The organism is Actinomycetota bacterium, assembly GCA_035640355.1.
Lineage (GTDB): Bacteria > Actinomycetota > UBA4738 > UBA4738 > HRBIN12 > CALGFI01.
On sequence record DASQWI010000018.1, the window covers coordinates 29,414 to 49,986 of the forward strand.

The 20,573-nt window shown below is 68.2% G+C and carries 23 protein-coding genes; 12 read left to right on the forward strand and 11 right to left on the reverse strand.

All coding sequences use genetic code 11. The features are described 5' to 3' along the window. Positions 1-144: 144 nt before the first annotated feature. The 4 genes from VFA08_09885 to dnaA all read right to left on the reverse strand — a co-directional run bounded on the left by VFA08_09885 (position 145) and on the right by dnaA (position 4,281). Positions 145-498, reverse strand: a complete 354-nt coding sequence (locus tag VFA08_09885) for a DUF721 domain-containing protein (GenBank protein HYZ13898.1) — start codon at positions 496-498, stop codon at positions 145-147. After that, on the reverse strand, positions 498-1,568 hold the full coding sequence (gene recF / locus VFA08_09890; GenBank protein ID HYZ13899.1) for a DNA replication and repair protein RecF: 1,071 nt from the start codon (positions 1,566-1,568) through the stop codon (positions 498-500). Before recF ends, VFA08_09885 begins: the two co-directional genes overlap by 1 nt. A 22-nt stretch (positions 1,569-1,590) precedes the next feature. Further along, positions 1,591-2,694 carry a DNA polymerase III subunit beta gene (dnaN, locus tag VFA08_09895; GenBank protein HYZ13900.1) on the reverse strand — a complete coding sequence of 368 codons (1,104 nt, stop codon included), beginning with the start codon at positions 2,692-2,694 and terminating at the stop codon, positions 1,591-1,593. Between the two features lie 210 nt (positions 2,695-2,904). After that, entirely contained in the window at positions 2,905-4,281 is a 1,377-nt protein-coding gene (gene dnaA / locus VFA08_09900) for a chromosomal replication initiator protein DnaA (GenBank protein HYZ13901.1), read from the reverse strand. A 246-nt stretch (positions 4,282-4,527) separates the two neighbouring features. Here dnaA and rpmH point away from each other — a divergent pair, with 246 nt between their 5' ends. The 8 genes from rpmH (at position 4,528) to VFA08_09940 (ending at position 9,971) form a co-directional block, all read left to right on the forward strand. Further along, entirely contained in the window at positions 4,528-4,665 is a 138-nt protein-coding gene (gene rpmH, locus VFA08_09905) for a 50S ribosomal protein L34 (GenBank protein ID HYZ13902.1), read from the forward strand. 43 nt (positions 4,666-4,708) lie between these two features. Next, complete coding sequence (locus tag VFA08_09910) at positions 4,709-4,990, forward strand: ribonuclease P protein component (protein HYZ13903.1); 282 nt, start codon at positions 4,709-4,711, stop codon at positions 4,988-4,990. Positions 4,991-4,995: 5 nt separating this feature from the next. After that, positions 4,996-5,295, forward strand: a complete 300-nt coding sequence (yidD, locus tag VFA08_09915; GenBank protein HYZ13904.1) for a membrane protein insertion efficiency factor YidD — start codon at positions 4,996-4,998, stop codon at positions 5,293-5,295. Beyond that, positions 5,292-6,398, forward strand: a complete 1,107-nt coding sequence (locus tag VFA08_09920) for a YidC/Oxa1 family membrane protein insertase (protein ID HYZ13905.1) — start codon at positions 5,292-5,294, stop codon at positions 6,396-6,398. The genes yidD and VFA08_09920 overlap by 4 nt, the downstream gene beginning before the upstream one ends. After that, a complete protein-coding gene (jag, locus tag VFA08_09925; protein ID HYZ13906.1) occupies positions 6,364-7,032 on the forward strand; it encodes an RNA-binding cell elongation regulator Jag/EloR in 669 nt (222 codons plus the stop codon). Before VFA08_09920 ends, jag begins: the two co-directional genes overlap by 35 nt. A gap of 69 nt (positions 7,033-7,101) precedes the next feature. Continuing rightward, on the forward strand, positions 7,102-7,722 hold the full coding sequence (locus VFA08_09930) for an RsmG family class I SAM-dependent methyltransferase (GenBank protein ID HYZ13907.1): 621 nt from the start codon (positions 7,102-7,104) through the stop codon (positions 7,720-7,722). 60 nt (positions 7,723-7,782) lie between these two features. After that, the gene (locus VFA08_09935) at positions 7,783-9,084 is read left to right on the forward strand and encodes an AAA family ATPase (GenBank protein HYZ13908.1); all 1,302 of its coding nucleotides are present in this window, start codon (positions 7,783-7,785) and stop codon (positions 9,082-9,084) included. Then, positions 9,081-9,971, forward strand: a complete 891-nt coding sequence (locus tag VFA08_09940) for a ParB/RepB/Spo0J family partition protein (protein HYZ13909.1) — start codon at positions 9,081-9,083, stop codon at positions 9,969-9,971. Before VFA08_09935 ends, VFA08_09940 begins: the two co-directional genes overlap by 4 nt. A 35-nt stretch (positions 9,972-10,006) precedes the next feature. Here VFA08_09940 and VFA08_09945 read toward each other — a convergent pair whose 3' ends face one another. The 3 genes from VFA08_09945 to VFA08_09955 all read right to left on the reverse strand — a co-directional run bounded on the left by VFA08_09945 (position 10,007) and on the right by VFA08_09955 (position 13,197). Beyond that, on the reverse strand, positions 10,007-10,948 hold the full coding sequence (locus VFA08_09945) for a D-alanine--D-alanine ligase (protein ID HYZ13910.1): 942 nt from the start codon (positions 10,946-10,948) through the stop codon (positions 10,007-10,009). Continuing rightward, positions 10,945-12,174, reverse strand: a complete 1,230-nt coding sequence (locus tag VFA08_09950; protein HYZ13911.1) for a PLP-dependent aminotransferase family protein — start codon at positions 12,172-12,174, stop codon at positions 10,945-10,947. The genes VFA08_09945 and VFA08_09950 overlap by 4 nt, the downstream gene beginning before the upstream one ends. A gap of 69 nt (positions 12,175-12,243) precedes the next feature. Then, a complete protein-coding gene (locus VFA08_09955) occupies positions 12,244-13,197 on the reverse strand; it encodes a TIGR03560 family F420-dependent LLM class oxidoreductase (GenBank protein ID HYZ13912.1) in 954 nt (317 codons plus the stop codon). Between the two features lie 43 nt (positions 13,198-13,240). Between VFA08_09955 and VFA08_09960 the strand changes: the two genes are divergently transcribed. Further along, a complete protein-coding gene (locus VFA08_09960; protein ID HYZ13913.1) occupies positions 13,241-13,378 on the forward strand; it encodes a hypothetical protein in 138 nt (45 codons plus the stop codon). Here VFA08_09960 and VFA08_09965 read toward each other — a convergent pair. From VFA08_09965 to VFA08_09980, 4 genes are all read right to left on the reverse strand, one after another. Beyond that, on the reverse strand, positions 13,375-14,472 hold the full coding sequence (locus VFA08_09965) for a peptidoglycan-binding protein (GenBank protein HYZ13914.1): 1,098 nt from the start codon (positions 14,470-14,472) through the stop codon (positions 13,375-13,377). The two genes, VFA08_09960 and VFA08_09965, sit on opposite strands and share 4 nt — an antisense overlap. 66 nt (positions 14,473-14,538) lie before the next feature. Then, positions 14,539-14,859 carry a thioredoxin gene (trxA, locus tag VFA08_09970; GenBank protein HYZ13915.1) on the reverse strand — a complete coding sequence of 107 codons (321 nt, stop codon included), beginning with the start codon at positions 14,857-14,859 and terminating at the stop codon, positions 14,539-14,541. A gap of 56 nt (positions 14,860-14,915) precedes the next feature. Beyond that, positions 14,916-15,878 (reverse strand): thioredoxin-disulfide reductase, encoded by a 963-nt coding sequence (gene trxB, locus VFA08_09975; protein HYZ13916.1) that lies wholly within the window; start codon positions 15,876-15,878, stop codon positions 14,916-14,918. Between the two features lie 32 nt (positions 15,879-15,910). Next, the gene (locus VFA08_09980; GenBank protein ID HYZ13917.1) at positions 15,911-17,107 is read right to left on the reverse strand and encodes an AMP-binding protein; all 1,197 of its coding nucleotides are present in this window, start codon (positions 17,105-17,107) and stop codon (positions 15,911-15,913) included. A 51-nt stretch (positions 17,108-17,158) separates the two neighbouring features. Between VFA08_09980 and menB the strand changes: the two genes are divergently transcribed. The 3 genes from menB to menD are packed head-to-tail and all read left to right on the forward strand — an operon-like array spanning position 17,159 to position 20,566. Continuing rightward, complete coding sequence (menB, locus tag VFA08_09985) at positions 17,159-17,971, forward strand: 1,4-dihydroxy-2-naphthoyl-CoA synthase (protein ID HYZ13918.1); 813 nt, start codon at positions 17,159-17,161, stop codon at positions 17,969-17,971. A gap of 25 nt (positions 17,972-17,996) precedes the next feature. Next, on the forward strand, positions 17,997-18,890 hold the full coding sequence (locus tag VFA08_09990; protein HYZ13919.1) for a 1,4-dihydroxy-2-naphthoate polyprenyltransferase: 894 nt from the start codon (positions 17,997-17,999) through the stop codon (positions 18,888-18,890). After that, positions 18,887-20,566, forward strand: a complete 1,680-nt coding sequence (gene menD / locus VFA08_09995) for a 2-succinyl-5-enolpyruvyl-6-hydroxy-3-cyclohexene-1-carboxylic-acid synthase (GenBank protein ID HYZ13920.1) — start codon at positions 18,887-18,889, stop codon at positions 20,564-20,566. The genes VFA08_09990 and menD overlap by 4 nt, the downstream gene beginning before the upstream one ends. The last annotated feature ends 7 nt before the right edge of the window (positions 20,567-20,573 follow it).

Here is a 20,573-nt window from a genome sequence, read left to right on the forward strand (position 1 = left end):
GCGCGCGCGCAGGCCCAACGAGCGTCATGGGGGCCCCGCGAAGCCGCGGTTCTACGCTGCAACTGATTCTACCAATCGGGGGTGACGCCGGTGCCGGATCCACTCCCCTTTTCGGCCACGTGGGCCCGCGCCGAACGCCTTGCGCTACAAGCGTTTCCGTGGTTCGGCGCGGACGACAACGTGCACTCGCATGACCTCCTTCGAGCCGAGCGCAGCGTTCGCCTTGTTGCGGATCTCCGACGCGAGGAAACGCACCTGCGCACCCCACGGTCCGTCGCTCGCGGCGACCACCAGAACGCCCGACTCCAGGCTCACCGGGGCGCATTCGGCGGCCAGTCGAGGGCCGACGACCGAATCCCAGTCCACCGACAACTGCCCGATTGGCACGCCACGCGCGAACGCGTGCTCGCGCATGAGACCGTCGACGATCTCCCCCATCGTGCTGCCGTCCCGGGTTCGTTCGTCCTTTCGGTTCCGCCACCCCTTGCTGTGCGGCATCAGGACCGATCCCGCAACGTTCCGCCTCGCACGTCCCAGACGCGATCGGCTTCTTCCGGCACGTGGCCCTCGTCGGCGACGGTGACGAACACCTGGTCGCGCTCGCCGAGCCGAGCGGCGACGCGGTGGCGGCGAGCCGGGTCGAGCGCCGAGAACGGATCGTCAAGGAGGAGAACCGGCCGCTCGCCCACCTCGACCTCGACGGCCGACGCCAGGCCGAGCCGCAAGCAGAGGGCGGCCGCCCACGCCTCCCCGTGGCTCGCGAACCCTCGTGCACCGAGGTCGCGAACGGCGAGCGCCAGATCGTCTCTGTGCGGACCGACCAGGGTGGTCCGGCGAACGATCTCGTCCTGCCGGCGAGCCGCTAGTCGCTCCGCGAAGGTCTCCTCGAGCGGCTCGTCACCGACGTTGGCGGCGTAGTCGACGTCCAGGCCGTAGCCAGCGAGGTGCCGGTACTCCTCCGCCGCCGCCGGCGCCAGCCGCTCCACTCCCTCGCGCCGCAGCCGGATCAGCGCGCAACCGGTCTCCGTCAGCTCGGCATCCCAAGCGTCGAGCCCCGACGGCGCCCCGCGTCCTTCCCACTCCTTCAACAAGCGATTGCGTTGACGGAGCGCCCTGTCGTATGCGGTGATCGCCGACTCCTTGAGCGGCCACAGGCTCCGAACGACGTCATCCATCAAGTCGCGCCGTTTCGAAGGATCGCCGATCACGATCACCAGATCGTCGGGGCCGAAGAACACGCCTCGCACCTGACGACGAACGTCTCGCTTCCGGCGTACGCGCGTGCCGTTCACCTGCACTCTGTTCGCGCCGCGGACCGGGATCTCGACCTCGACAAGGACGCGCCCCCCTCCGGTCTCGATCTCCCCGCGCGAATATGCCGCCTCGGCTCCGCGGCGAACGACCGATTCCGTCGACGACGTTCGCGGGGACTGCAGGAAGAACACGAACGCCATCCCCTCGAGCGCATTCGTCTTTCCCTCACCGTTCGGTCCGACGAGCACCATCAAGTCCGGCCCAAGATCTTGGAGTCGCGTCTCGGCGTGATTACGGAAGTCCCGGATCTCCACCCAGGACAGATGCAACGCCGAACTAGCCGACGGGCGTTGGGAGCCGAACCGGCATGACGAGGTACGTGAAGTCGTCCGTTTCGCCGCGCACGACGCCGGGCTTCAGGCCGTCACGGACCTCGACATGGACGCTGTTCCCGATCGTCGCCGCCAGACCGTCCGCCAGGTAGTTGGGGTTGAACGCCGCGGTGACGTCTTCGCCCTCGTACTTCGACTCGACCGCTTCCACCGCCTGACCGAGATCCGGTGACGACGAAGACAGCTTCACCCCGAGTGCGTTGAACTCGAGCCGTATCGGCGACGTGTCGCGTGCGAGAAGGCCGACTCGCCGAACCGCATCGATCAATTGCTGACGAGAACCGGTCAGTCGATTCTCGTAGCGCTCCGGAAGTAGCTGCCGATAGTTGGGGAACTCTCCGTCGATCAGCCGCGACGTCAGTGAGAGCTGCCCCAGGTGGAACGAGGCCTGGCTCTGGTCGATGAACAGCTCGATGTCGCCCTTCTCGATCGCCTGCGCAGCGCGGCCGGCCTCGGTCATCGCACGTTCGGGCACGAGCGACTTCGCCTCACCGGATGCCGTCGCCACGAGCTCGCGGACCGCGAGCCGGTACGAGTCGGTGGCCACGAGTGTGATGCCCTCGCGGCTGACCTCGACGAGGACGCCGGTGAGCATGGGGCGTGCCTCGTCGCGAGACGCGGCACGAGCGACCTGTGCGACCGCCTCCGCGAACCGCTGGGCCTCGACCACGACCCGGGTACCCGTCGGCGGCTGGAGGGCCGGAAAGTCCTCCGCCGGAAGCAGGCGGAGCGCTCCCTCGTACGCGGCGCATCGGATGTGGGCCTGGCTCTGGTCGGATTCCAACTCAACCGGCGCATCGGAGAGGCTCTTGACGGTGTCGCCCAGCAGGCGAGCGGGCACGAGAGCCGTTCCCTCTTCGGCCACCTGAACCTCGATCGCCAGGCGGGCCGACACCTCCAGATCGGTCGTCGTGAGCGTGAGCGAACCCTCTGATGCCGCTTCGAGCAGGACCCCGGTCAGGGCCGGGATGCCCGGTCGGGAGGACACGCCGCGCTGAACGGTCTGGAGCGCCTCCGAGAGCGCATCACGGTCGCACCGGAACTTCACGTTTCCACCCCCTTGCTGCTTCTACGTGCTCCCTCTTTTTACCTCTAGTAGTGGTAGGGCCTGGGGAAAAAGGGAGAACCCACCCATTTTCCGAGCGTAGCGGGCCCGTGTGACATGGGGACGCCATGGGGGAAACGGTGCATGAAGGAGTCGGCGTCGTCGAGATCTCCCGGCCGGCTCCCGGGCCGTGCACAACGTTTGCACGACGTGTCACGTCCCCCGGGCCCGGTCTCGGACGATCCTCGACAGGTCCTGGACCTGGCGGTACGTGGTGCTCCGGGCTCGCATGTCGCGCTCGATCTTCAGGATCCCGTGGCGTGCCGTGGTGTGGTCGCGGCCGCCGAACGTGTCCCCGATCTTCACGAGGCTCTGGCCGCTGCACTCGCGCATGAGGTACATCGCGACGTGCCGGGCGGTCGTGAGAGGCCGGGAGCGGTTCGGCGAGACGAGGTCCTCGACGGACAGCCCGAAGTACTTGGCGCTCTCCTCGAGTATCACCTGCGGCGGGATCTCCGCCTCGGCCTGGGGCAGAAGGTCTTCGAGAGCGTGCTCCGCGAGGTCGGTGGTGATGGCGTGGCCCGTCAAGTCCGACCAGGCGACGACCCGGACGAGCGCGCCTTCGAGCTCTCGGATGTTCTGGTCGAACTTGCTGGCGATGAAGTCGATGACCTCGTCGGGGACGTGGACGGCTTCCCGCTGCGCCTTGAGCTGAAGGATGGCGATGCGAGTCTCCACGTCGGGCGGCTGGACGTCGACGCACAGCCCGATGCGGAACCGCGACTGCAGTCGCTCCTCCATCCCGAGTTCCTGCGGCGGACGGTCGGACGCGATGACGATCTGCCGCTCCTTCTCGTGCAGCGCGTTGAACGTGTGGAAGAACTCGGTCTGCGTCTCCTCGCGCTTGGCGAGGAACTGGATGTCGTCGACGAGCATGACGTCGACGTCGCGATACCGCGCGGCGAACTGATACCCCTGTCGTTCCCGAACGGCCTTGATGAACTCGGCCATGAAGCTCTCGCTCGTGACGTACTTGACGCGCAGTCGCGGCGAAAGCCGGTGCATCTGGTGGCCGATCGCGACGAGCAGATGCGTCTTGCCCAGTCCGACTCCGCCGTAGATGAACAACGGGTTGTACGCCTTGGACGGTGGGGCCTCCGCGACCGCCATCGCCGCGGCGTGAGCGAAGCGATTCGACGGTCCCGGAACGAACGCCTCGAACGTGTAGTTCGGGAACGGAAGGCCCGGTGCTCCCCGCCCCTCAACGGGAGTGTGAACCGGCGTCGCGGTCGCCGACGGTCCGGGTTGGGCCGCAGGCGATTCGGGGGGTGCCGCTCGGAAACGGATCCGTACCGGGAGGCCCAGCGCCTCCGTTGCCGCCTTCCTGATCAGGTCCGCGTAGTTCTTCGCCAGGCGGTCCTTGACGTACTCCGATGGGGCGAGGACCTCGAGGACGCCGTCATGCAGTCTTGTCGCTTCGACGCCTTGGAACCACATGGAGAACGAGCTCTCCGGGAGCTCGCGGCGAGCGCGCTCGACGACGCGAGTCCACGTGGTCTTGGCGGCTTCCTCGTATGAAGCAACGGCCATACTTCTCCACAGGGCCTTTCCACAAGTGTGGAAACCTCGTGGGGGAAGCGCAAGGCGTCGTGCGGGGAGATGCACGCGCCGGTGAAGCCCGCGGACTATAGCACCGAGGTTTTTCACATCGCTCGCCCGCGGGAGGCTTTTGGCGCACTTCTTTCTGTTGAGATCGGGGACCGGGCCCGCCGGTATACTTCGAGTCCCCTGCCGACGGCGGGACTCACACGTAGCGAGCGGTTCCGAAGGCGACCCATGTCGAAGCGCACATTTCAGCCGAACAATCGGCGGCGGGCCAAGCGCCACGGCTTCCGGCTCCGCATGCGCACGCGCGCCGGCCGGACGATCATCGCCCGTCGTCGCGCGAAGGGCCGCTCTCGACTGTCGGCGTAGGGCGGGTTCGCTTACCACGGGTACATCCGACGTCGGTCGCGTCATCGCGACGGGCCGGGCATTCCACGGAAACCGGGTGGTACTGTTTGTCGCTCCCGGCACGGGGAAGGTCGCATTCGTGGCTGGACGCCGCGTCGGGCGGGCGGTCTTGCGCAACAGGGCCCGGCGCATCATGCGGGCCGCGTGGCGGGAGCTCGCGCCCACGGTCCCTGATGGGTTCGACGTCGCGCTGGTCGCTCGAGGCACCATCCAAGGAGCGCGCTCGCGCGACCTGGTGACGGAGGTGGACGAGCTGCTCTCTCGCGCCGGGGTGACGCGTTCGTGAGGTACATGCGGGCGGCGCTCTGGGCTTCCGGGACGCCGGTGCGGGTGGTGCTGATCGGCCTGATCCGCCTGTACCAATTCACGCTGTCGGGATGGCTCGGGGGCCAGTGTCGCTTCTACCCCAGCTGCTCGACCTATGCGGCGGAAGCGATCGCCCGTCACGGTGCCCTTCGGGGCGTCGCCCTGGCGACGTGGCGGCTGGCGCGTTGTGGCCCGTTCACGGCGGGCGGCGTGGATCACGTGCCCGGTCCGCGGCGCGAGCACGGTGTGTATGACTCCGGCATACAGAGGGCCTCGGCACAGTGATCGCCTGGGCGCCGTGGCAGGCGCTGCTCAACGGCCTGGGATGGGTCCTCGCCCAGATCTACGGGGTCGTCGGGAACCTCGGGGTGACGATCATCATCCTGACGCTCGTCATCCGGCTGATCTTGTTGCCCCTGGGGATCAAGCAGGTGCGGTCGATGCAGCACATGCAACTCGTCCAGCCGAAGGTGAAGCAGATCCAGCAGAAGTACAAGCAGAACCGGCAGCGTCAGCAGGAAGAGATCATGAAGGTGTACAAAGAGTATGGGGTCAACCCGTTCTCCGGCTGCTGGCCGGTCCTCCTGCAGTTCCCCATCTTGATCGCCATGTACTCCGTGCTCCGATTCCCGCAGCACCCGATCCACGTGCCCGCCGAATCGGAGCTCTATGCCGTTGTGACGGAACAGATCCCGCCGGTACAGATCGACGAGGACAGCACGGCGGAGGAGGTGCGGGCCCAGGTGCCCGACGAACCAGGACCCGTGGGCGGTGGCGTCTCGTTCCTGGGGATGAACCTGTTGTGCTCACCCTCGAACGCCGGAAACGAGGACGCGACGCTGGGGGACCGGGTGACGGTGAGGGGCGAAACGGTCCCCCTGGAATACCCGGTGAACTGCGGCGGCGACCTCAACCGGATCCCCTACTACGTGTTCGTGGCCGCCATGTTCGGGACGACCTACTTCCAGCAGCGTCAGATGCAGAAGGCGAGCCCGCCTGGCGCGGCTTCGTCGCAGCAGCAGGCGATCCTGCGGATCCTGCCGATTACGTTCGGCGTGTTCGGGATCTTCTTCCCCGCGGGACTGGTGGTGTATTGGACGACGTCGAACCTGTGGCAGATCGGTCAGCAGTACTACATGCTCCGAACGCGACCGACGACCGAGAGCCTGGCCGCCGCTGCCGCGAATGGGAAGCCGGAACGGAAGGGCATCATCGCCTCGATGATGGCCCGAGCCCAAGAAGAGCGGGACCGCCGGCAGACCGGAACGGCGCGACCGGGCACGACTCGGAAGCCCGGGAGTGGTCGGCCGGGTTCGAGCACGCAGCGGAGGAAGCCGGGGTCCGGAGGCAGTGGTGGAGGAGATCCAAAGAAGCGCCCCAAGCGTTGAGGAGGCCGTCGACTCGGCCCTGACAGAGCTCGGCGTGAGCGAGCAAGAGGTCGAGGTCTCCATCCTGCAGGAGCCGCGTCACGGTCTGATCGGGATCGGCTCGCAGGACGCCGTGGTATCGGTTCGCGTGCGCCGTGCCGACGACGGCGAGCTCAGCGATGAGGATCTGAACGATCAGGCCGATGTGGCGGCGGAGTTTCTCGAAGGGGTGCTCGAGCGGATGGGCGTCGCAGCGGACGTCGGTCCGGCGCTCGAGGACGGAACGATGTACGTCGACATCGTCGGGCGCGAAGAGGATGACGAGGATCTCGGGTTGCTGATCGGGCGACATGGCCAGACGCTGGAGGCGCTGCAGGAGCTGGCCCGAGTCGTGGTGGTCCAGCGGACGGGTCTGCGGGCCAGGATCGTGGTCGACGTCGAAGAGTACCGGCGTCGCCAGCGCTCCCGCCTGGCGGCAAGGGCTCGCGAGATCGCCCGGCGGGTGGCGCGCTCGGGCCGCGAGGAAGAGCTGGAGCCGATGAACGCGTTCGACCGGAAGGTCGTCCACGACGCCGTGGCGGAGGTGGGAGGCGCTTCGAGCGCCAGCCGAGGCGAGGGACTCGATCGGCACGTCGTGGTTCAGCGGCGACGCTGAGGTTGCACTCCGGGTCGACCCGAGAGTAATCCCGCCTCCCCGCCCGTTGACCTCAAGGTCGTGTTTCACGTGAAACGTTCCGAGGAGGCCCTGGCGAGCGCCGCGAGATCGATTGGCGTTCCGCTTGTCGACGACCAGGCCTCGTCCCTCCTGGAGTTCGAGTCCCTCCTTCGAGAGAGGGCGGTGGATCTCGGGCTGGTCGCTCGGTCCGATTCCGGCCGGATCCGCGATCGCCACATCCTCGACTCCCTCCGCGCAGCCGCGGTCACTCGGGTCGGCGACCTCGACGCGCTCGACATCGGATCGGGGGCCGGGCTTCCCGGAATCCCCGTGGCGATCGCCAGACCGGCACTCACCGTGCGCCTGGTGGAGCCGCGCCGGACGCGCATCGCGTTCCTCGAGCTGGCTCTCGAGCGGATGAGGATCGAGAACGCCCTGATCCTGCCAGCCACGATCGAGTCCCTCGGCGTCGCCGTAGACCTCTGCTTCGCCCGGGCGTTCGCGCCACTGGAACAGGCATGGGCGGTCGCGCGGCCGAGACTTCGGTCCGGGGGCCGCCTGGTCTACTTCGCGGGCCCGGGTTTCGAGCGGCCTGACCGCCCGGAAGGCTGCTCGTCGATCGCCGTCATGCCTCTCCCACGCGGCTCCCGTATTGAAAGCTTCGGGCCGCTGGTTATCATGAGCCGCTAGCGGCCGAGCGCCCGCTCCGATCGTCGCGCGCGGCCCGAGCAGAGCCGGGAGACTGCGCCGTTGGCCACGCCTCGAACCCGTGTCATCGCCGTCGCCAACCAGAAGGGCGGGGTTGGCAAGAGCACGACTGCTGTCAGCCTGGGCGCGGCACTGGCCGAGCTTGGCCACAAGGTCCTCGTCGTCGACCTGGATCCGCAGGGGAACGCCTCTACGGGTCTGGGAATCCGTCACGACGCCCGTCAGGTAACCGTGTACGACGTCTTGGCGGCCGAGGCTCCCATCGATGGGGCAATCGTCGAGACGCCGATCGAGAACCTCTTCGCGATTCCCTCGACGATCGACCTTGCCGGCGCCGAGATCGAGCTTGTCAGCCAGTTCTCGCGGGAGCTCCGGCTTCGAAAGGCGATCGAGCCGCTCAAGCAGTCGGACTTCACCTACATCCTCCTCGACTGCCCGCCGTCGCTCGGTTTGCTCACTGTGAATGCGCTCGGCGCCGCAGAAGAGCTCATCGTGCCCATCCAGTGCGAGTACTACGCCCTGGAAGGTCTCGGGCAGCTCCTGCGGAACGTCAGGCTTGTCCAGCAGAACGTCAACTCGAGACTCCGGCTCACCGGCATCGTGATGACCATGTACGACCCCCGGACAAAGCTGTCGGATCAGGTCGTCCAAGAGGTGCGGCGGTACTTCGGCGAGCGCATGTACGACACGATCATCCCTCGAACGGTGCGCCTGTCCGAGGCGCCGGGGTTTGGCCTTCCGATCACCGAGTACGACCCGCGCTCGCGCGGCGCCCAGAGCTACCGCGAGCTCGCCGCCGAGGTCGCGGCGAAGCTCCCGGACGACGCCCCCCTCCCCGTCGTCGACGACATCCCCACCGTGATCGTCCCCCCGCCCGAGCAGGCTCCGCCGCGGGCTCCGCGCCCGCTCGTCAGCGAGGGGGATGAGATCGAGCCAAGCGCCTCGCCGCATGACGGCAGCCCGGACGAGCGGGCGGACGCCGCGCCCGAGGTGCACGCCATGGAGGGCGAGCCTGCTGCGCCGGTCGATGCCGACCGGAACCGCCACGTAAGCCCTCTCGGGTCTCCGCCTGAACCCGACATGGAGACCTCCTCGGCGCCCGCCGCCACTCCGCCGGGAGACGCTCCAGTCGAGCCTGATGTATCGCAGATCGATAGCGGTGGGTCGATGTCAACGGCGGAGCCCGATCGGCGAGCCGGAGTGACCGTGATCGGTGAAGAGGGCGACGCCGCCGGACGAGATGGTGAGCGCGTCGGCGGCGAAGCACGCGGCGAGCCAGACAAGCCAGAGCGGAAGAAGGGGTGGGGCTTGTTCCGGAAGGGCGACCGAGGAGGAGATCGATGACGAAGCGCGGCGGACTCGGGCGAGGGCTCTCGGCTCTCATCCCGGGTGCGGTCGAAGAGGGGACCGGTGCGGGGCTGCTCGAGGTGCCCGTGAACGCCGTGAGGCCCAACCCTCGCCAGCCGAGGACGGTCTTCGACGAGGAGACGCTCTCGGCGCTCGCCGTGTCGATCCAAGAGGTCGGTGTCCTCCAGCCCATCGTCGTGAGGCGCACGGGGGAGGCGTTCGAGCTGATCGCGGGGGAGCGACGCCTCCGAGCCGCGAAGGCAGCCGGTCTGGCAACGATCCCGGTCGTCGTCCGGGAGAGCGACGACGCCGAGTCCCTCCGCGAGGCCCTCATCGAGAACATCCACCGGGAGGACCTCAATCCGATCGAGCTCGCCGAGGCCTTTCGGGAGTTGCTCGAGGAGCTCGGGCTGAAGCAGGAGACGCTCGCAGAGCGTCTCGGTATGTCACGGTCACACATCGCGAACACCATCCGCTTGCTGCAGCTCCCTGCCGACGCGCAGCAGCTACTCGCGGTAGGCAAGATCCAGGCGGGGCATGGCCGGGCGCTGCTCTCCCTCGCGGACTCGGACGCGCAGACGACCCTTGCCCTGAGGATCGCCGCAGAAGACCTCACCGTGCGCGAGGTCGAGGAGCTCGTCCGGAACTACATCGACCATCCCGCTTCCGATGCCGGGAAGCCGTCGCTCAAAGCCGTTCCGACCCCTGTGGAAAACCCTCTCGCCGAGGTCGAGGAACTCCTGTCGGAGCAGCTCGCCACCCGGGTCACGATCCAGATGGGCAAGCGTCGAGGGAAGATGGTCATCGAGTTCGGCTCGGCGGACGACCTGGACCGGATCGTGTCTGAGATCGTGGGGTCCGGCCCGGGGCTGGCGCCGGAGTAACGAACGGGGCGGCACCTGCCCCGGTCGGTTGGGATCTAGGCGGGTCGGTCGAGCGCGAGTCGCACGATTCGCTCGCACAGCTCCTCGAACGGCACGCCGGCCACCTGCGCCGCCATCGGAAGCAGACTCGTGTCGGTCATCCCCGGCGAAACGTTGACGTCGATCACCCACGGTGTGCCGTCGTGGTCGAGAAGCACGTCGGCTCGGCCCACGTCGCGCACGCCGAGGACGTCGAACGCCTTCGAGGCCGTGGTCTGGCACGCCGAGGCGACCTCCGGCTCGAGGCGTGCAGGCGCGAAGTACTCCGTCGCCCCGGCCGTGTACCGGGCCGCGTAATCGAACACGCCCGACTTCGGAACGATCTCGACGAGTGGAAGCGGCTCGGCGGTGCTGCCGACGAAGCCGACCGCGACCTCGGCTCCCTCGATGCGCCGTTCGATGACGGCGGTGTCCGAGAACGAAAGCGCGTTCATCACCGCGTGCGTCAGGTCGCGTTCGTGGTCGACGAACGACATGCCCATCGCGGAGCCCGCGCGAGACGGTTTCACGACGAGCGGGAGACCGACACGTTCGATGACGTGACGAAGGGCCGGGCCCGCGGCGAGATCTCGCAGCGCCGTTGCCTGGATCGCGGCCCACGGCGGCGTCGGAACCCCCGCCTCGTCCAGCGACTCCTTGGCCAGCACCTTGTCGAACGCAAGCTGGCACGCATGCGGCGATGAACCCGTGTACGGGATGCCGAGGAGCTCGAGCAGCCGCTGGACGGCGCCGTCCTCGCCCTCCTTTCCGTGCAGCGCGACATAGCAAGCGGAGACCCTTGCAGCGGAAGCGTTCTCGACGAATGGGCCTTCGGAGGGGTCGACCAGCACGACGTCGAACTCTCGGGCCTGCAACGCGGACGAGACACGATGTCCCGAACGTAGCGAGACCTCGCGCTCGGGCGATCGACCGCCCGCAAGGACCGCGAGCCTCGTCACGCCCCCGAGAGCGATCGGAACAGCTCCTCCTCGTCGGCCAGGAGCTCTCCCAAGCGCCGGATCCCCTCGGCGATCCGCTCTTCGGTCGGGTAGCTGAAGCACAGGCGCATCTGCTGGCGCCCCCGGCCGTCCGGGTAGAACCCGGTGCCGGGCACATACGCGACCTTCCGGTCGACGGCGGCCGCGAGCAACGCGGGAGTGTCGAAGTAGTCGGGGAGCGTCACCCACACGAAGAACCCGCCGGATGGCATCGTCCACCTCGCATCGCTCGGGAAATGCTCCTTCAGTGCCGTGAGCATCGCGTCGCGCCTGCTCCGGTACGTCGCCACGAGCCCGCCTAGGTTCCGCCGCCACAGCTCGCCGTCGAAGTAGCGCTCGGTGACGAGCATCGTGAACTGGCTGCCACACAGGTCGGCGGCCTCCTTTGCCAGGACGAGGCGCTGCAGCACGCCGGGTTCCGCGACGGCCCAACCGACACGAACGCCGGGCGCGAACACCTTGGACACGGTGCCGAGGTAGATCACGTTCTGTCGATCGAGCGAGCGCAGCGTAGGCAAAGGTTCGCCGTCGAAGCGCAGCATCCCGTAGGGGTTGTCCTCGATGATGGGGATCCGGGCCTCGCGACAGAGCGCGACGAGCTGCTCTCGACGCGCCCGCGACATCGTCACCCCGGCCGGGTTGTGGAAGTTCGGCACGGTATAGACGAACTTCGGCCGCTCTCCGCGAAGGAGCGCTTCCTCGAGCTGCTCGACGATCATGCCGTCGTCGTCGAGGTCGACCTGAAGGAATCGTGGCTCGTACACGCTGAACGCAGACAGCGCTCCGACGTACGCCGGCGCCTCGACCGCGACCACGTCACCGGGATCGAGGAGCACCTTGCCCACGAGGTCCAGCGCCTGCTGCGCACCGGTGGTGACGACGAGGTCTTCCGGGTCTGCCGGCGTGTCCTCCTCGGCCATCAACCTCGCGAGGCGTTCCCGAAGCACCGGCGAACCCTGGCCGCCGCCGTACTGGAGCGCCACGTCCGCTCGCTCGACCAGCACCGACTCGACGACCTCGAGGACGTGCTCGGTCGGGAGCCCCTGGACGTACGGCATCCCGCCGGCGAGCGAGACGACGTCCGGACGGGAAGCGACCGAGAACAGCGCGCGAACCTCCGACGCCGTCATGCCGCTGGCGCGGCGCGCGTAGAGATCGGCGTACGGGTCGACGTTGAACTCGGCCATGAGCGTTCGATGCTATACGTCGGCAGGACGCACACCGGGCATGAGCGCAACCCCTTGGAGCAGGTGCGGTCACGCTTCGACGCGGGGAACTACCTCGTTCGCGAGCAGCTCGATCATGTCGATCTCCTCGAAGAGCGCGTCGTTCAGCATGACCCGCTGTACGCCGTTGGCAGCGTACTCGGAGAGTCGTTCGGCCGCGCGCTCGGGCGTTCCGACGATGCAGTCCTCGGAGATGTCGGCGAGGTAGTCGTCGAATGAACCGGCGCGCGGATCGAGGCGCCGGGCGCGCTCCACTCGTTGGCGTAGCTCGTCCTCGTCGGCGCCGAGGTAGAACCACGTCATGAACGACGTGACGAACGAGGACTGATCACGGCCCTGCACGTCGACCGCCTGGCGGACGCGTTCGAACCGGCGTCGGACCTCGTCGGGCGTGCCACCAACGGTGTTGAACTCGTCCGCCCACCGGGCCGCGAGCCGCGAGATCCTCGGTCCTCCCTTCCCCCCGAGGGTGATGGGCGGATGCGGTCGCTGGACGGGCTTGAACGCGAACCGGCTCTCGTCCAGGCGATAGTGAGCACCGTGAAACGAGAACGTGTCCTCGGTGAGGAGCCCGTGAACGATCTCGAGCTGCTCCTCGAGCATCTGCATCCGTTCCCCGGTCGGGGGGAACGGGAAGCCGTGTGTTCGATGCTCCTCCACCCACCATCCGGCGCCCATCCCGATGTCGACGCGTCCTCCCGCGATCCGGTCGACCGTCGTGGCGACCTTCGCGAGCACCGTCGGGTGACGGAAGGTCACGGGTGAGACCATCGTCCCCAGGCGGATACGTTCGGTTCGCGCCGCGAGCGCCGACAGGATCGTCCACGCGTCGTTCGAGCCGCGATCGGTGGCGCGCATGACCGAGAGATAGTGGTCGGAGGTGTACAAGCCCTCGAAGCCGAGTCGCTCGCACGCGTCGGCGACGGCGAGCCATCGTTCCCACGTCACCGCCTCCTGACCCTCGAGCATCAGGTTGAAGCGCACGGCGACCCCCTTCTGGAAGCAGCGGGTCGCTACGATACGCCGCGTGGAATCGCCGTCAGCCGACGAGGTTCGCCGCACAGTGAAGGCGACGCTGCTCGGTGTCGCGCTCGGCGTCGTCCTGCTCGCGCTGTCACGTGCACGACGAGATACCGGGGGACCCTTGGATCGAGGACGCGCCTAGGCGCGGCCCGACGAAGCGCGTTCGTCGTGCACGACGAGCCCGGCGCCGAGGAACCGCTCCAGCCCGTCGGCGATCGCCGTCGCCGCAGATGCCGGGAACGCCGGCTCCGCGACGCGCTCGGCCTCGTCCTCGTTCGCCGCGACGGCGAGCTCGACGTGGACGGCCGGCATCCGCGTTTCGCGGAGCATCGTGATGGCGAGCGGTCTGACGCCGCCGTCCGGCAGGCCGAGCTGGTTCAGCGACGAACGCAGCGAATCTGCGAGGTGCATACCCATGGGGGAGTGCGTGCTCGGGGTTCCGAAGTAGCAGCAAACGAAGCCACGGGGGACGAGGTCGCCGCCGCCGAGATGGATGGAGATGCACGCCGTCGCGTCGGCGGCGTTCGCGCGGCGAGCCCGGTCGTGGACGTCGGGGTTATCGGTCGCCGTTCGCAGCAGGAGCGGCCGTGCGCCTCGCCGAGTGAGGTCGTCGACGAGTGCCATCGCGACGGCCGTCGCCACGTCGGCCTCTGCTAGCCCGCGGGCCTCCAGGCCCGGATCGGTCGACCCGTGGCCGGGGTCGACGGCGATGATCGATCCGACCAGCGACGCGCCCATGCGGCTCACCGTCTCGGCCTCGCGAACCATCGCTCGGCTCGGTCCGTGGAGCGTCGGTCGCATGCCCTCGAGCGAGCGGACCGTGGCCAGACCGACGATCCCGTCCGCCTTCGACGCGACGTTCCGCTGGAACTCTCGGACGGCACGCGCCGTTTTCGAACCGAAGATGCCGTCCTGCTTTCCGGCGTCGAAGCCCAATGCGTTCAGCATGCGTTGGAGCTCGCGGACGTCGTCGCCTCGGAATGCGGGGGAACGCAGGTACAACGTTCTGTCGCCGATGCGGTAGCCCACCTCGACGAGCTCTCCCCACGTGTCTGAACCGACCACGCCGTCGGGAGGCAATCCGCGATGCCGCTGGAACTCGCGCACAGCGGCCTCGGTGGACGGACCGAACGTTCCGTCGAGCTCGTCCGGGTCGATGCGGATCCCCGCGCCCAGCAACCGGTGCTGGACGTCGCGGACCTCCTCACCGTGATGTCCCTGTCGGATCAGCTCCATCCGAGAAGTGTCCGGGTAGGCGAACGCCGGAGGCAATACTGCAAGTGTCGCAATCCACGCGCCGCTCTAGGCGGCGATATGCGGGTCGAGCTCGCGCAACAGAGCGTCCTTGCCCCGAGCGCCGATCAGGCGCGCGGCCTCCGCTCCGTCCTTGAACAGCATCAGCGTCGGGATGCTCATGATGCCGAACCGCCGGGTGACCTCGGGGTTCTCGTCGATGTTGAGCTTGACCACCTGGAGCGCGTCGCCCTTGTCACGACCGATCTCCTCGACGACCGGCGAGACCATGTGGCACGGCACGCACCACTCGGCCCAGAAGTCCACCAGCACCGGCGCGTCGGACTTCAGCACTCGCTCGTCGAAGTCCTGATCCGTCACGTCACCCATCAGCCCCACGGTTCATTTCCTTTCGTCGTTGGTTGCTGCTCTCGGTGCCAACGTTGTCAACCAAGCGGCGCAGTGGTGGATTCCGCCGTCGAATGCGCTTCCATCTGGAGGAGGCGCTCGGCGTCCATCGCGGCCTTGCACCCCTGACCCGCCGCCGTCACCGCCTGACGGTAGTGGCGATCGGTGACATCGCCGGCGGCGAACACACCGGGAACGCTCGTCGCGGTCGTCGGTTCCTGCACGACGATGTACCCACCGTCGGTGAGCTCGAGCTGTCCCTCGAACAGCGACGTGTTCGGCGTATGTCCGATCGCCATGAACACGCCGTCGGTGGCGAAGTCATTCACGGTTCCGTCGTTGACGTTCCTGAGCTTGACGCCGCTCACGGCACCGTTGCCGGTGATCTCGTCGACGACGGTGTTCCACACGACGTCGATCTTGGGGTTCGCGAGCGCTCGTTCCTGCATGATCTTCGATGCGCGGAATTCGTCGCGGCGGTGCACGATGGTCACCTTGCTCGCGAACTTCGTCAGGAACGAGGCCTCCTCCATCGCGGTGTCGCCGCCGCCGACCACGACCAGCTCACGATCGCGGAAGAAGAACCCGTCGCACGTCGCACAGGCCGAGACGCCGCGCCCCCGGAGCCGCTCCTCGCCCGGGACGCCGAGCCACTTGGCGCTCGCGCCCGTCGAGATGACGAGGGTGCGGGCGCGCCACTCGTGGTCGCCCGCCCAGACGCCGAACGGTCGTTCCGAGAGATCCACTCGGGTTGCCGACTGGGCCACGATCTCGGCGTCGAACCGAGCGGCCTGCTTCTCCATCGCTTCCATGAGCTCGGGGCCCATGATTCCGTCTGGGAAGCCGGGGTAGTTCTCGACGTCGGTCGTCAGCATCAACTGCCCGCCCGACTCGAGACCCTTGAGGACGAGGGGACGCAGGTTCGCCCGTGCCGCGTACAGGGCGGCGGTGAATCCCGCCGGGCCAGAACCCAGCACGACCACCTCACGCGTCTCGGTCATCACCACGCCTCTCCAAGCAAGATAACCGGAGACTATTCCGGCGTAACCATGGTCTCGCCAGGCCGTCGCACTTTCCCGATCGCCGTTCGGGGAACGTCGGTGACGATCTCGAGCTCGCGGGGCGCCTTGAATCGGCCTAGCCGCTCGGTTACGAGCGTCCGGAGCTCCTCAAGCGTCGGTGGGTCCGCCGGATCCCGCGGCACGACCAGCGCCACGACCCGCTCCCCCCACTCGTCATCTCGACGGCCGACGACCGAAACGTCCGCCACCTTTGGGTGCAACGAGACGATGGATTCGACCTCGCGCGGCCACACCGTCTCGCCCCCCGTCGTGATCGCGTCGTCGATCCGGCCCACCACGTCGAGCCTTCCCTCCCCGTCGAACGTCGCCACATCTCGCGTTCGCAGCCATCCGTCGTCGGTGAACGCGTCCATCGTCGCGCCCGGATCGGAGCGGTACCGCTTCATCAGCGTCGGCCCGCCGAGCTCGATCCTTCCGTTCGCGTCGACGCGAACGGCGACACCGGCGAGCGGCACGCCGTCGTAGACCACGCCGCCGCAGCTCTCGGTCAGGCCGTACGTCTCGACGATTCGCCCGCCGGCACGTTCGGCCCGCTCCCGAACGTCCGGTCGGAGGTGACCGCCGCCGACGAGGATCGCGGTGAACCCGTCGAGCTCGACGCCGGCGTCGAGCAACCGGACGAGCATCGTCGGGACGATCGAGACGAAGGACATCTCCTGCACTGCGCCGATCCGACGCGGATCGAACCCCGGGTGAGCGTCGACGGGCGCCCCGAGGATGAGACCGCGGTACAGGACGAGCATGCCGGACACGTGCGACGTCGGAACGCAAAGGACCCATCCGTCGCCGGCCGAGGCCGCAAGCGCTTCCGCCGATCCCCTGACCGCGGCCTCGATCGCATCGCGTTCGAGCTCGACGAGCTTCGGTTCGGCCGACGTACCGGACGTCGCGACGACGAGCGCGACGCCGTCGTCGACGGGCTCGCCGTCGGGGGGGCGCATCATGCCGCTCTCCGAAAGGATGGCCGTCGGGTGCGCTCGACGGACCAGACGTTCGGCGGCTGGTGCGGCCGCGCGGGAGTCGATGGGGATCACTGCGGCGCCGCGCTCCCATGCCTCGTCGAGGACGCCGAGCCAACGCGGGCCGGGAGGAAGCCGGACGGCGACGAGGTCGTGTTCGACGAGGTCGAGGGCTGGTTCCCGTGTCACATCGGCTAGGCTAGCGAACGGTTCGAGCGATCGCTCTAGGAGTGCGTAGTCATGGAATGGATCGCGTCCGGCGAGTACTCCGATGTCCGGTACGAGACTGCCGAGGCCATCGCGAAGATCACCATGGCCAGGCCGGAGGTTCGGAACGCGTTCCGCCCGCTCACGGTTCGCGAGCTGTCGCGCGCGTTCGACGTCGCGAGAGACGATCCGGCGGTCGGCGTGGTGATCCTGACCGGTGAGGGAACCGAGGCGTTCTCGAGCGGCGGCGACCAGAGGATCCGTGGCGACGACGGCTACGTCGACGAGCGCGGCATCGGCCGGCTGAACGTCCTCGACCTCCAGATCCAGATCCGCCGGCTGCCCAAGCCGGTGGTTGCGATGGTCGCCGGGTATGCCATCGGCGGTGGCCACGTCCTCCATCTCTGTTGCGACCTCACGATCGCCGCCGACAACGCCCGATTCGGTCAGAGCGGCCCGAAGGTGGGCTCGTTCGACGGCGGCTACGGCATCAACCTGCTCGCGCGGCAGATCGGCGAGAAGCGCGCGAAAGAGGTCTGGTTCCTGTGCCGGCAGTACGACGCGAGAACGGCGCTCGACTGGGGCCTCGTGAACACGGTCGTGGCGCTCGACGACCTCGAGACCGAAACGATCGCCTGGTGCCGCGAGATGCTCCGCATGAGCCCGCTCGCGCTCCGGCTGCTCAAGGCCGGCTACAACGCCGGGATCGACGGGCTCGCCGGCGTGCAGAACCTCGCCGGCGACGCGACGCTCCTCTATTACATGACCGAGGAGGCCCAGGAGGGTCGGGACGCGTTCGTCGAGAAACGAGACCCGGACTTCTCCCGATTCCCCAAGCGGCCGTGACGTCGGCCTGCAGTGTGCCCTGGTCGTGAGCGCGGTATCGATCTGGGTGCGCGGCGCGCGTCCGCGAACGCTCGGCGCGAGTGTGACACCCGTCGTCGTGGGGACGGCCGCGGCGCATGAGGTCGTGCCGTGGCGGTTCGTCGCCGCGCTGCTCGTCGGGCTCGGTTTGCAGATCGGCGTGAACTACGCGAACGACTACCACGACGGCATTCGCGGCGTCGACACCGCGGAACGCATCGGGCCGCCGAGACTGGTGTCGTCCGGACTCGCTTCCCCGCGGTCGGTGCTCCTAGCGGCGCTCGCGTGCGTGTTCGTCGCCGGCATCGCGGGTCTGGCTCTGGCGTTGGTGACGACGTTGTGGCTCGTGCCGCTCGGGGCGACGGCGATGCTCGCGCTCTGGCTGTACAGCGGGGGCCCGAGACCCTACGCGGAGCTCGGGCTCGGCGAGCTCATGGTGTTCCTCTACTTCGGCGTTCTGGCGACCGCCGGAACGGCCTTCGCGCACGCGGAATCGGTGCCCGCCGCCGCATGGTGGTCGAGCGCGGCGGTGGGGTTCCTCGCCGTCGCCATCCTGGTGGCGAACAACCTCCGTGACATCGAGACGGACGCCGCGGCCGGTCGTCGGACGCTTGCGGTTCGGTTCGGTGACCGGCGGACCCGGGCGTTGTACCGAGCGTGCGTTGTGGCGGCGTTCCTCGTCGTCGCGCTGGGCGTGATCGCCGAGGCGATCGACGACGGGATCGGGATCACGCCGTGGGCGCTTCTCGCGTTCGGCGCCCTGCCCGTCGCGAACAGGCAGGTCACCGCGATCGCCGGTGCGCGGGGCCGCGCGTTGATCGGCGTCCTTGTCGGTACTGCAGTGCTGCAGATCGTCTTCGGCGTCCTCCTCGCAGCCGGGTTGTGGATCGGGCGGACGTGAGCGAGGCCGAGCAGTCGTTCGCGGCGGCGTGGTGGGTGGTGGACGACCTCGTTCGGTTTGGCTTGGAACACGCGTGCGTGTCGCCCGGCTCACGTTCGACGCCGACCGCGCTCGCTCTTCGAAGGCATCCACACGTCCGCACGCACGTTCATCTGGACGAACGCTCGTCCGCGTTCTTCGCACTCGGGATCGCTAAGGCCACGGGCAAGCCGGTCGCCGTGTGCACCACGAGCGGCACCGCCGCCGCGGAACTGTTCCCCGCCGTCGTCGAGGCGTTCATGTCACGAACGACGCTGGTGCTTCTGACGGCCGATCGGCCGCCGGAGCTTCGCGCCACCGGTGCGAACCAGACCATCGAGCAGCCGGGGATGTTCGACGGCTACGTGCGGGCGTCGTTCGACGCACCGGTCCCCGGTGATGTACCGGAGGAGGAACGGTGGCACGACGTGGTCCTCCAGGCGACGCGGGCGTCGATGGGACCACCGCCCGGCCCGGTGCATCTGAACCTCCCATTCCGCGAGCCGCTCGTCCCCCGACCCGTCGCGATGACTGCGTCACCTCCATCGGGGACCGAGTTCACGATCAGCGAGCGTGCCGAACCGGAGGAACTGGCCCGCCTCCGCGACGAGTTTCACGCGGAGCGGGGGATCGTCGTGGTCGGATCGATGCGTGAATCACCTCCGACGTTGCCGGATCTCGCAGCGTCGGTCGGATGGCCGGTTCTGGCCGAGCCCACTTCGGGTCTGCGTGTTCCGGGAACGCTTTCGGCCGGTCCCTTCCTCGTCGCGAATGAGCGGTTCCTCTCCACCCATGTCCCGGATGTGGTCCTTCAGTTCGGTGCCGCCCCGACATCGCGTGCCGTTCTGGAGCTCGTGCGCCGTGCCGGGCGGCTCGTGATCCTCGATCAGGATCACGTCGTGGGTGACCCACATCGCAAAGCTGCGTGGACGCTCCGAGCGGAAGCAGCCTCAGTCATGCCGGAGATCCAAGACCTTGTGGACGCGCGGCTCGAGACGCCGTGGCACAAGACCTGGCACCACGCAGACGTCCGAGCGCGGGGTGCTGTCGACACCACGATCGACGGGTGGGACGAGCCGTACGAAGGACGGCTCGCGCGTGACGTTGCGGCGTCCGCGCCGGACGGGTCGACGTTCGTCGTCGGCTCGAGCATGCCCGTGCGCGATCTCGACGCCTACATGGTGCCGCGCGAGGGGCTGCGCGTGCTGGCGAACCGCGGGGCGAGCGGGATCGACGGGTTCGTCTCCACGGCGCTCGGTGCGGCCGCGCCCGGGGCGCCGACGGTCGCGTACTGCGGTGACCTGACGCTCCTCCACGACGTCGGGTCCCTCCTGTGGAGCGCCCGGCGAGGGATCGATTGCGTGTTCGTCGTGCCGAACAACGACGGCGGCGTGATCTTCTCGTTCCTCGCGCAGCAGGACGTTCCCGAGCTCGAGGAGCTCTTCACGACTCCGCATGGTCTCGACCTGTCGGCGGTCTGCACCGCAGCCGGCGCCGGGCATGAGCGCGTCGACCTCGCTTCAGACGTCGTCCCGGCGGTCGAGCGCGCTCGGTCGGCCGGCGGCGTTCACGTCGTCGAGGTTCCCATCGACCGCGAAGAGAACGTGCGGCGCCACGCCACGGTCCATGCAGCGGTCGCAGACGCGTTACGCGCATAGCATCGAA

What these genes read in the sequence shown, in the direction of transcription:
- VFA08_09885 (HYZ13898.1), bottom strand. Translation starts at nt 498, where the DNA reads ATGCCGCACAGCAAGGGGTGGCGGAACCGAAAGGACGAACGAACCCGG.
- dnaA (HYZ13901.1), bottom strand. Translation starts at nt 4,281, where the DNA reads ATGGCCGTTGCTTCATACGAGGAAGCCGCCAAGACCACGTGGACTCGC.
- rpmH (HYZ13902.1), top strand. Translation starts at nt 4,528, where the DNA reads ATGTCGAAGCGCACATTTCAGCCGAACAATCGGCGGCGGGCCAAGCGC.
- yidD (HYZ13904.1), top strand. Translation starts at nt 4,996, where the DNA reads ATGCGGGCGGCGCTCTGGGCTTCCGGGACGCCGGTGCGGGTGGTGCTG.
- VFA08_09940 (HYZ13909.1), top strand. Translation starts at nt 9,081, where the DNA reads ATGACGAAGCGCGGCGGACTCGGGCGAGGGCTCTCGGCTCTCATCCCG.
- VFA08_09950 (HYZ13911.1), bottom strand. Translation starts at nt 12,174, where the DNA reads ATGGCCGAGTTCAACGTCGACCCGTACGCCGATCTCTACGCGCGCCGC.
- VFA08_09965 (HYZ13914.1), bottom strand. Translation starts at nt 14,472, where the DNA reads ATGGAGCTGATCCGACAGGGACATCACGGTGAGGAGGTCCGCGACGTC.
- trxA (HYZ13915.1), bottom strand. Translation starts at nt 14,859, where the DNA reads ATGGGTGACGTGACGGATCAGGACTTCGACGAGCGAGTGCTGAAGTCC.
- trxB (HYZ13916.1), bottom strand. Translation starts at nt 15,878, where the DNA reads ATGACCGAGACGCGTGAGGTGGTCGTGCTGGGTTCTGGCCCGGCGGGA.
- menB (HYZ13918.1), top strand. Translation starts at nt 17,159, where the DNA reads ATGGAATGGATCGCGTCCGGCGAGTACTCCGATGTCCGGTACGAGACT.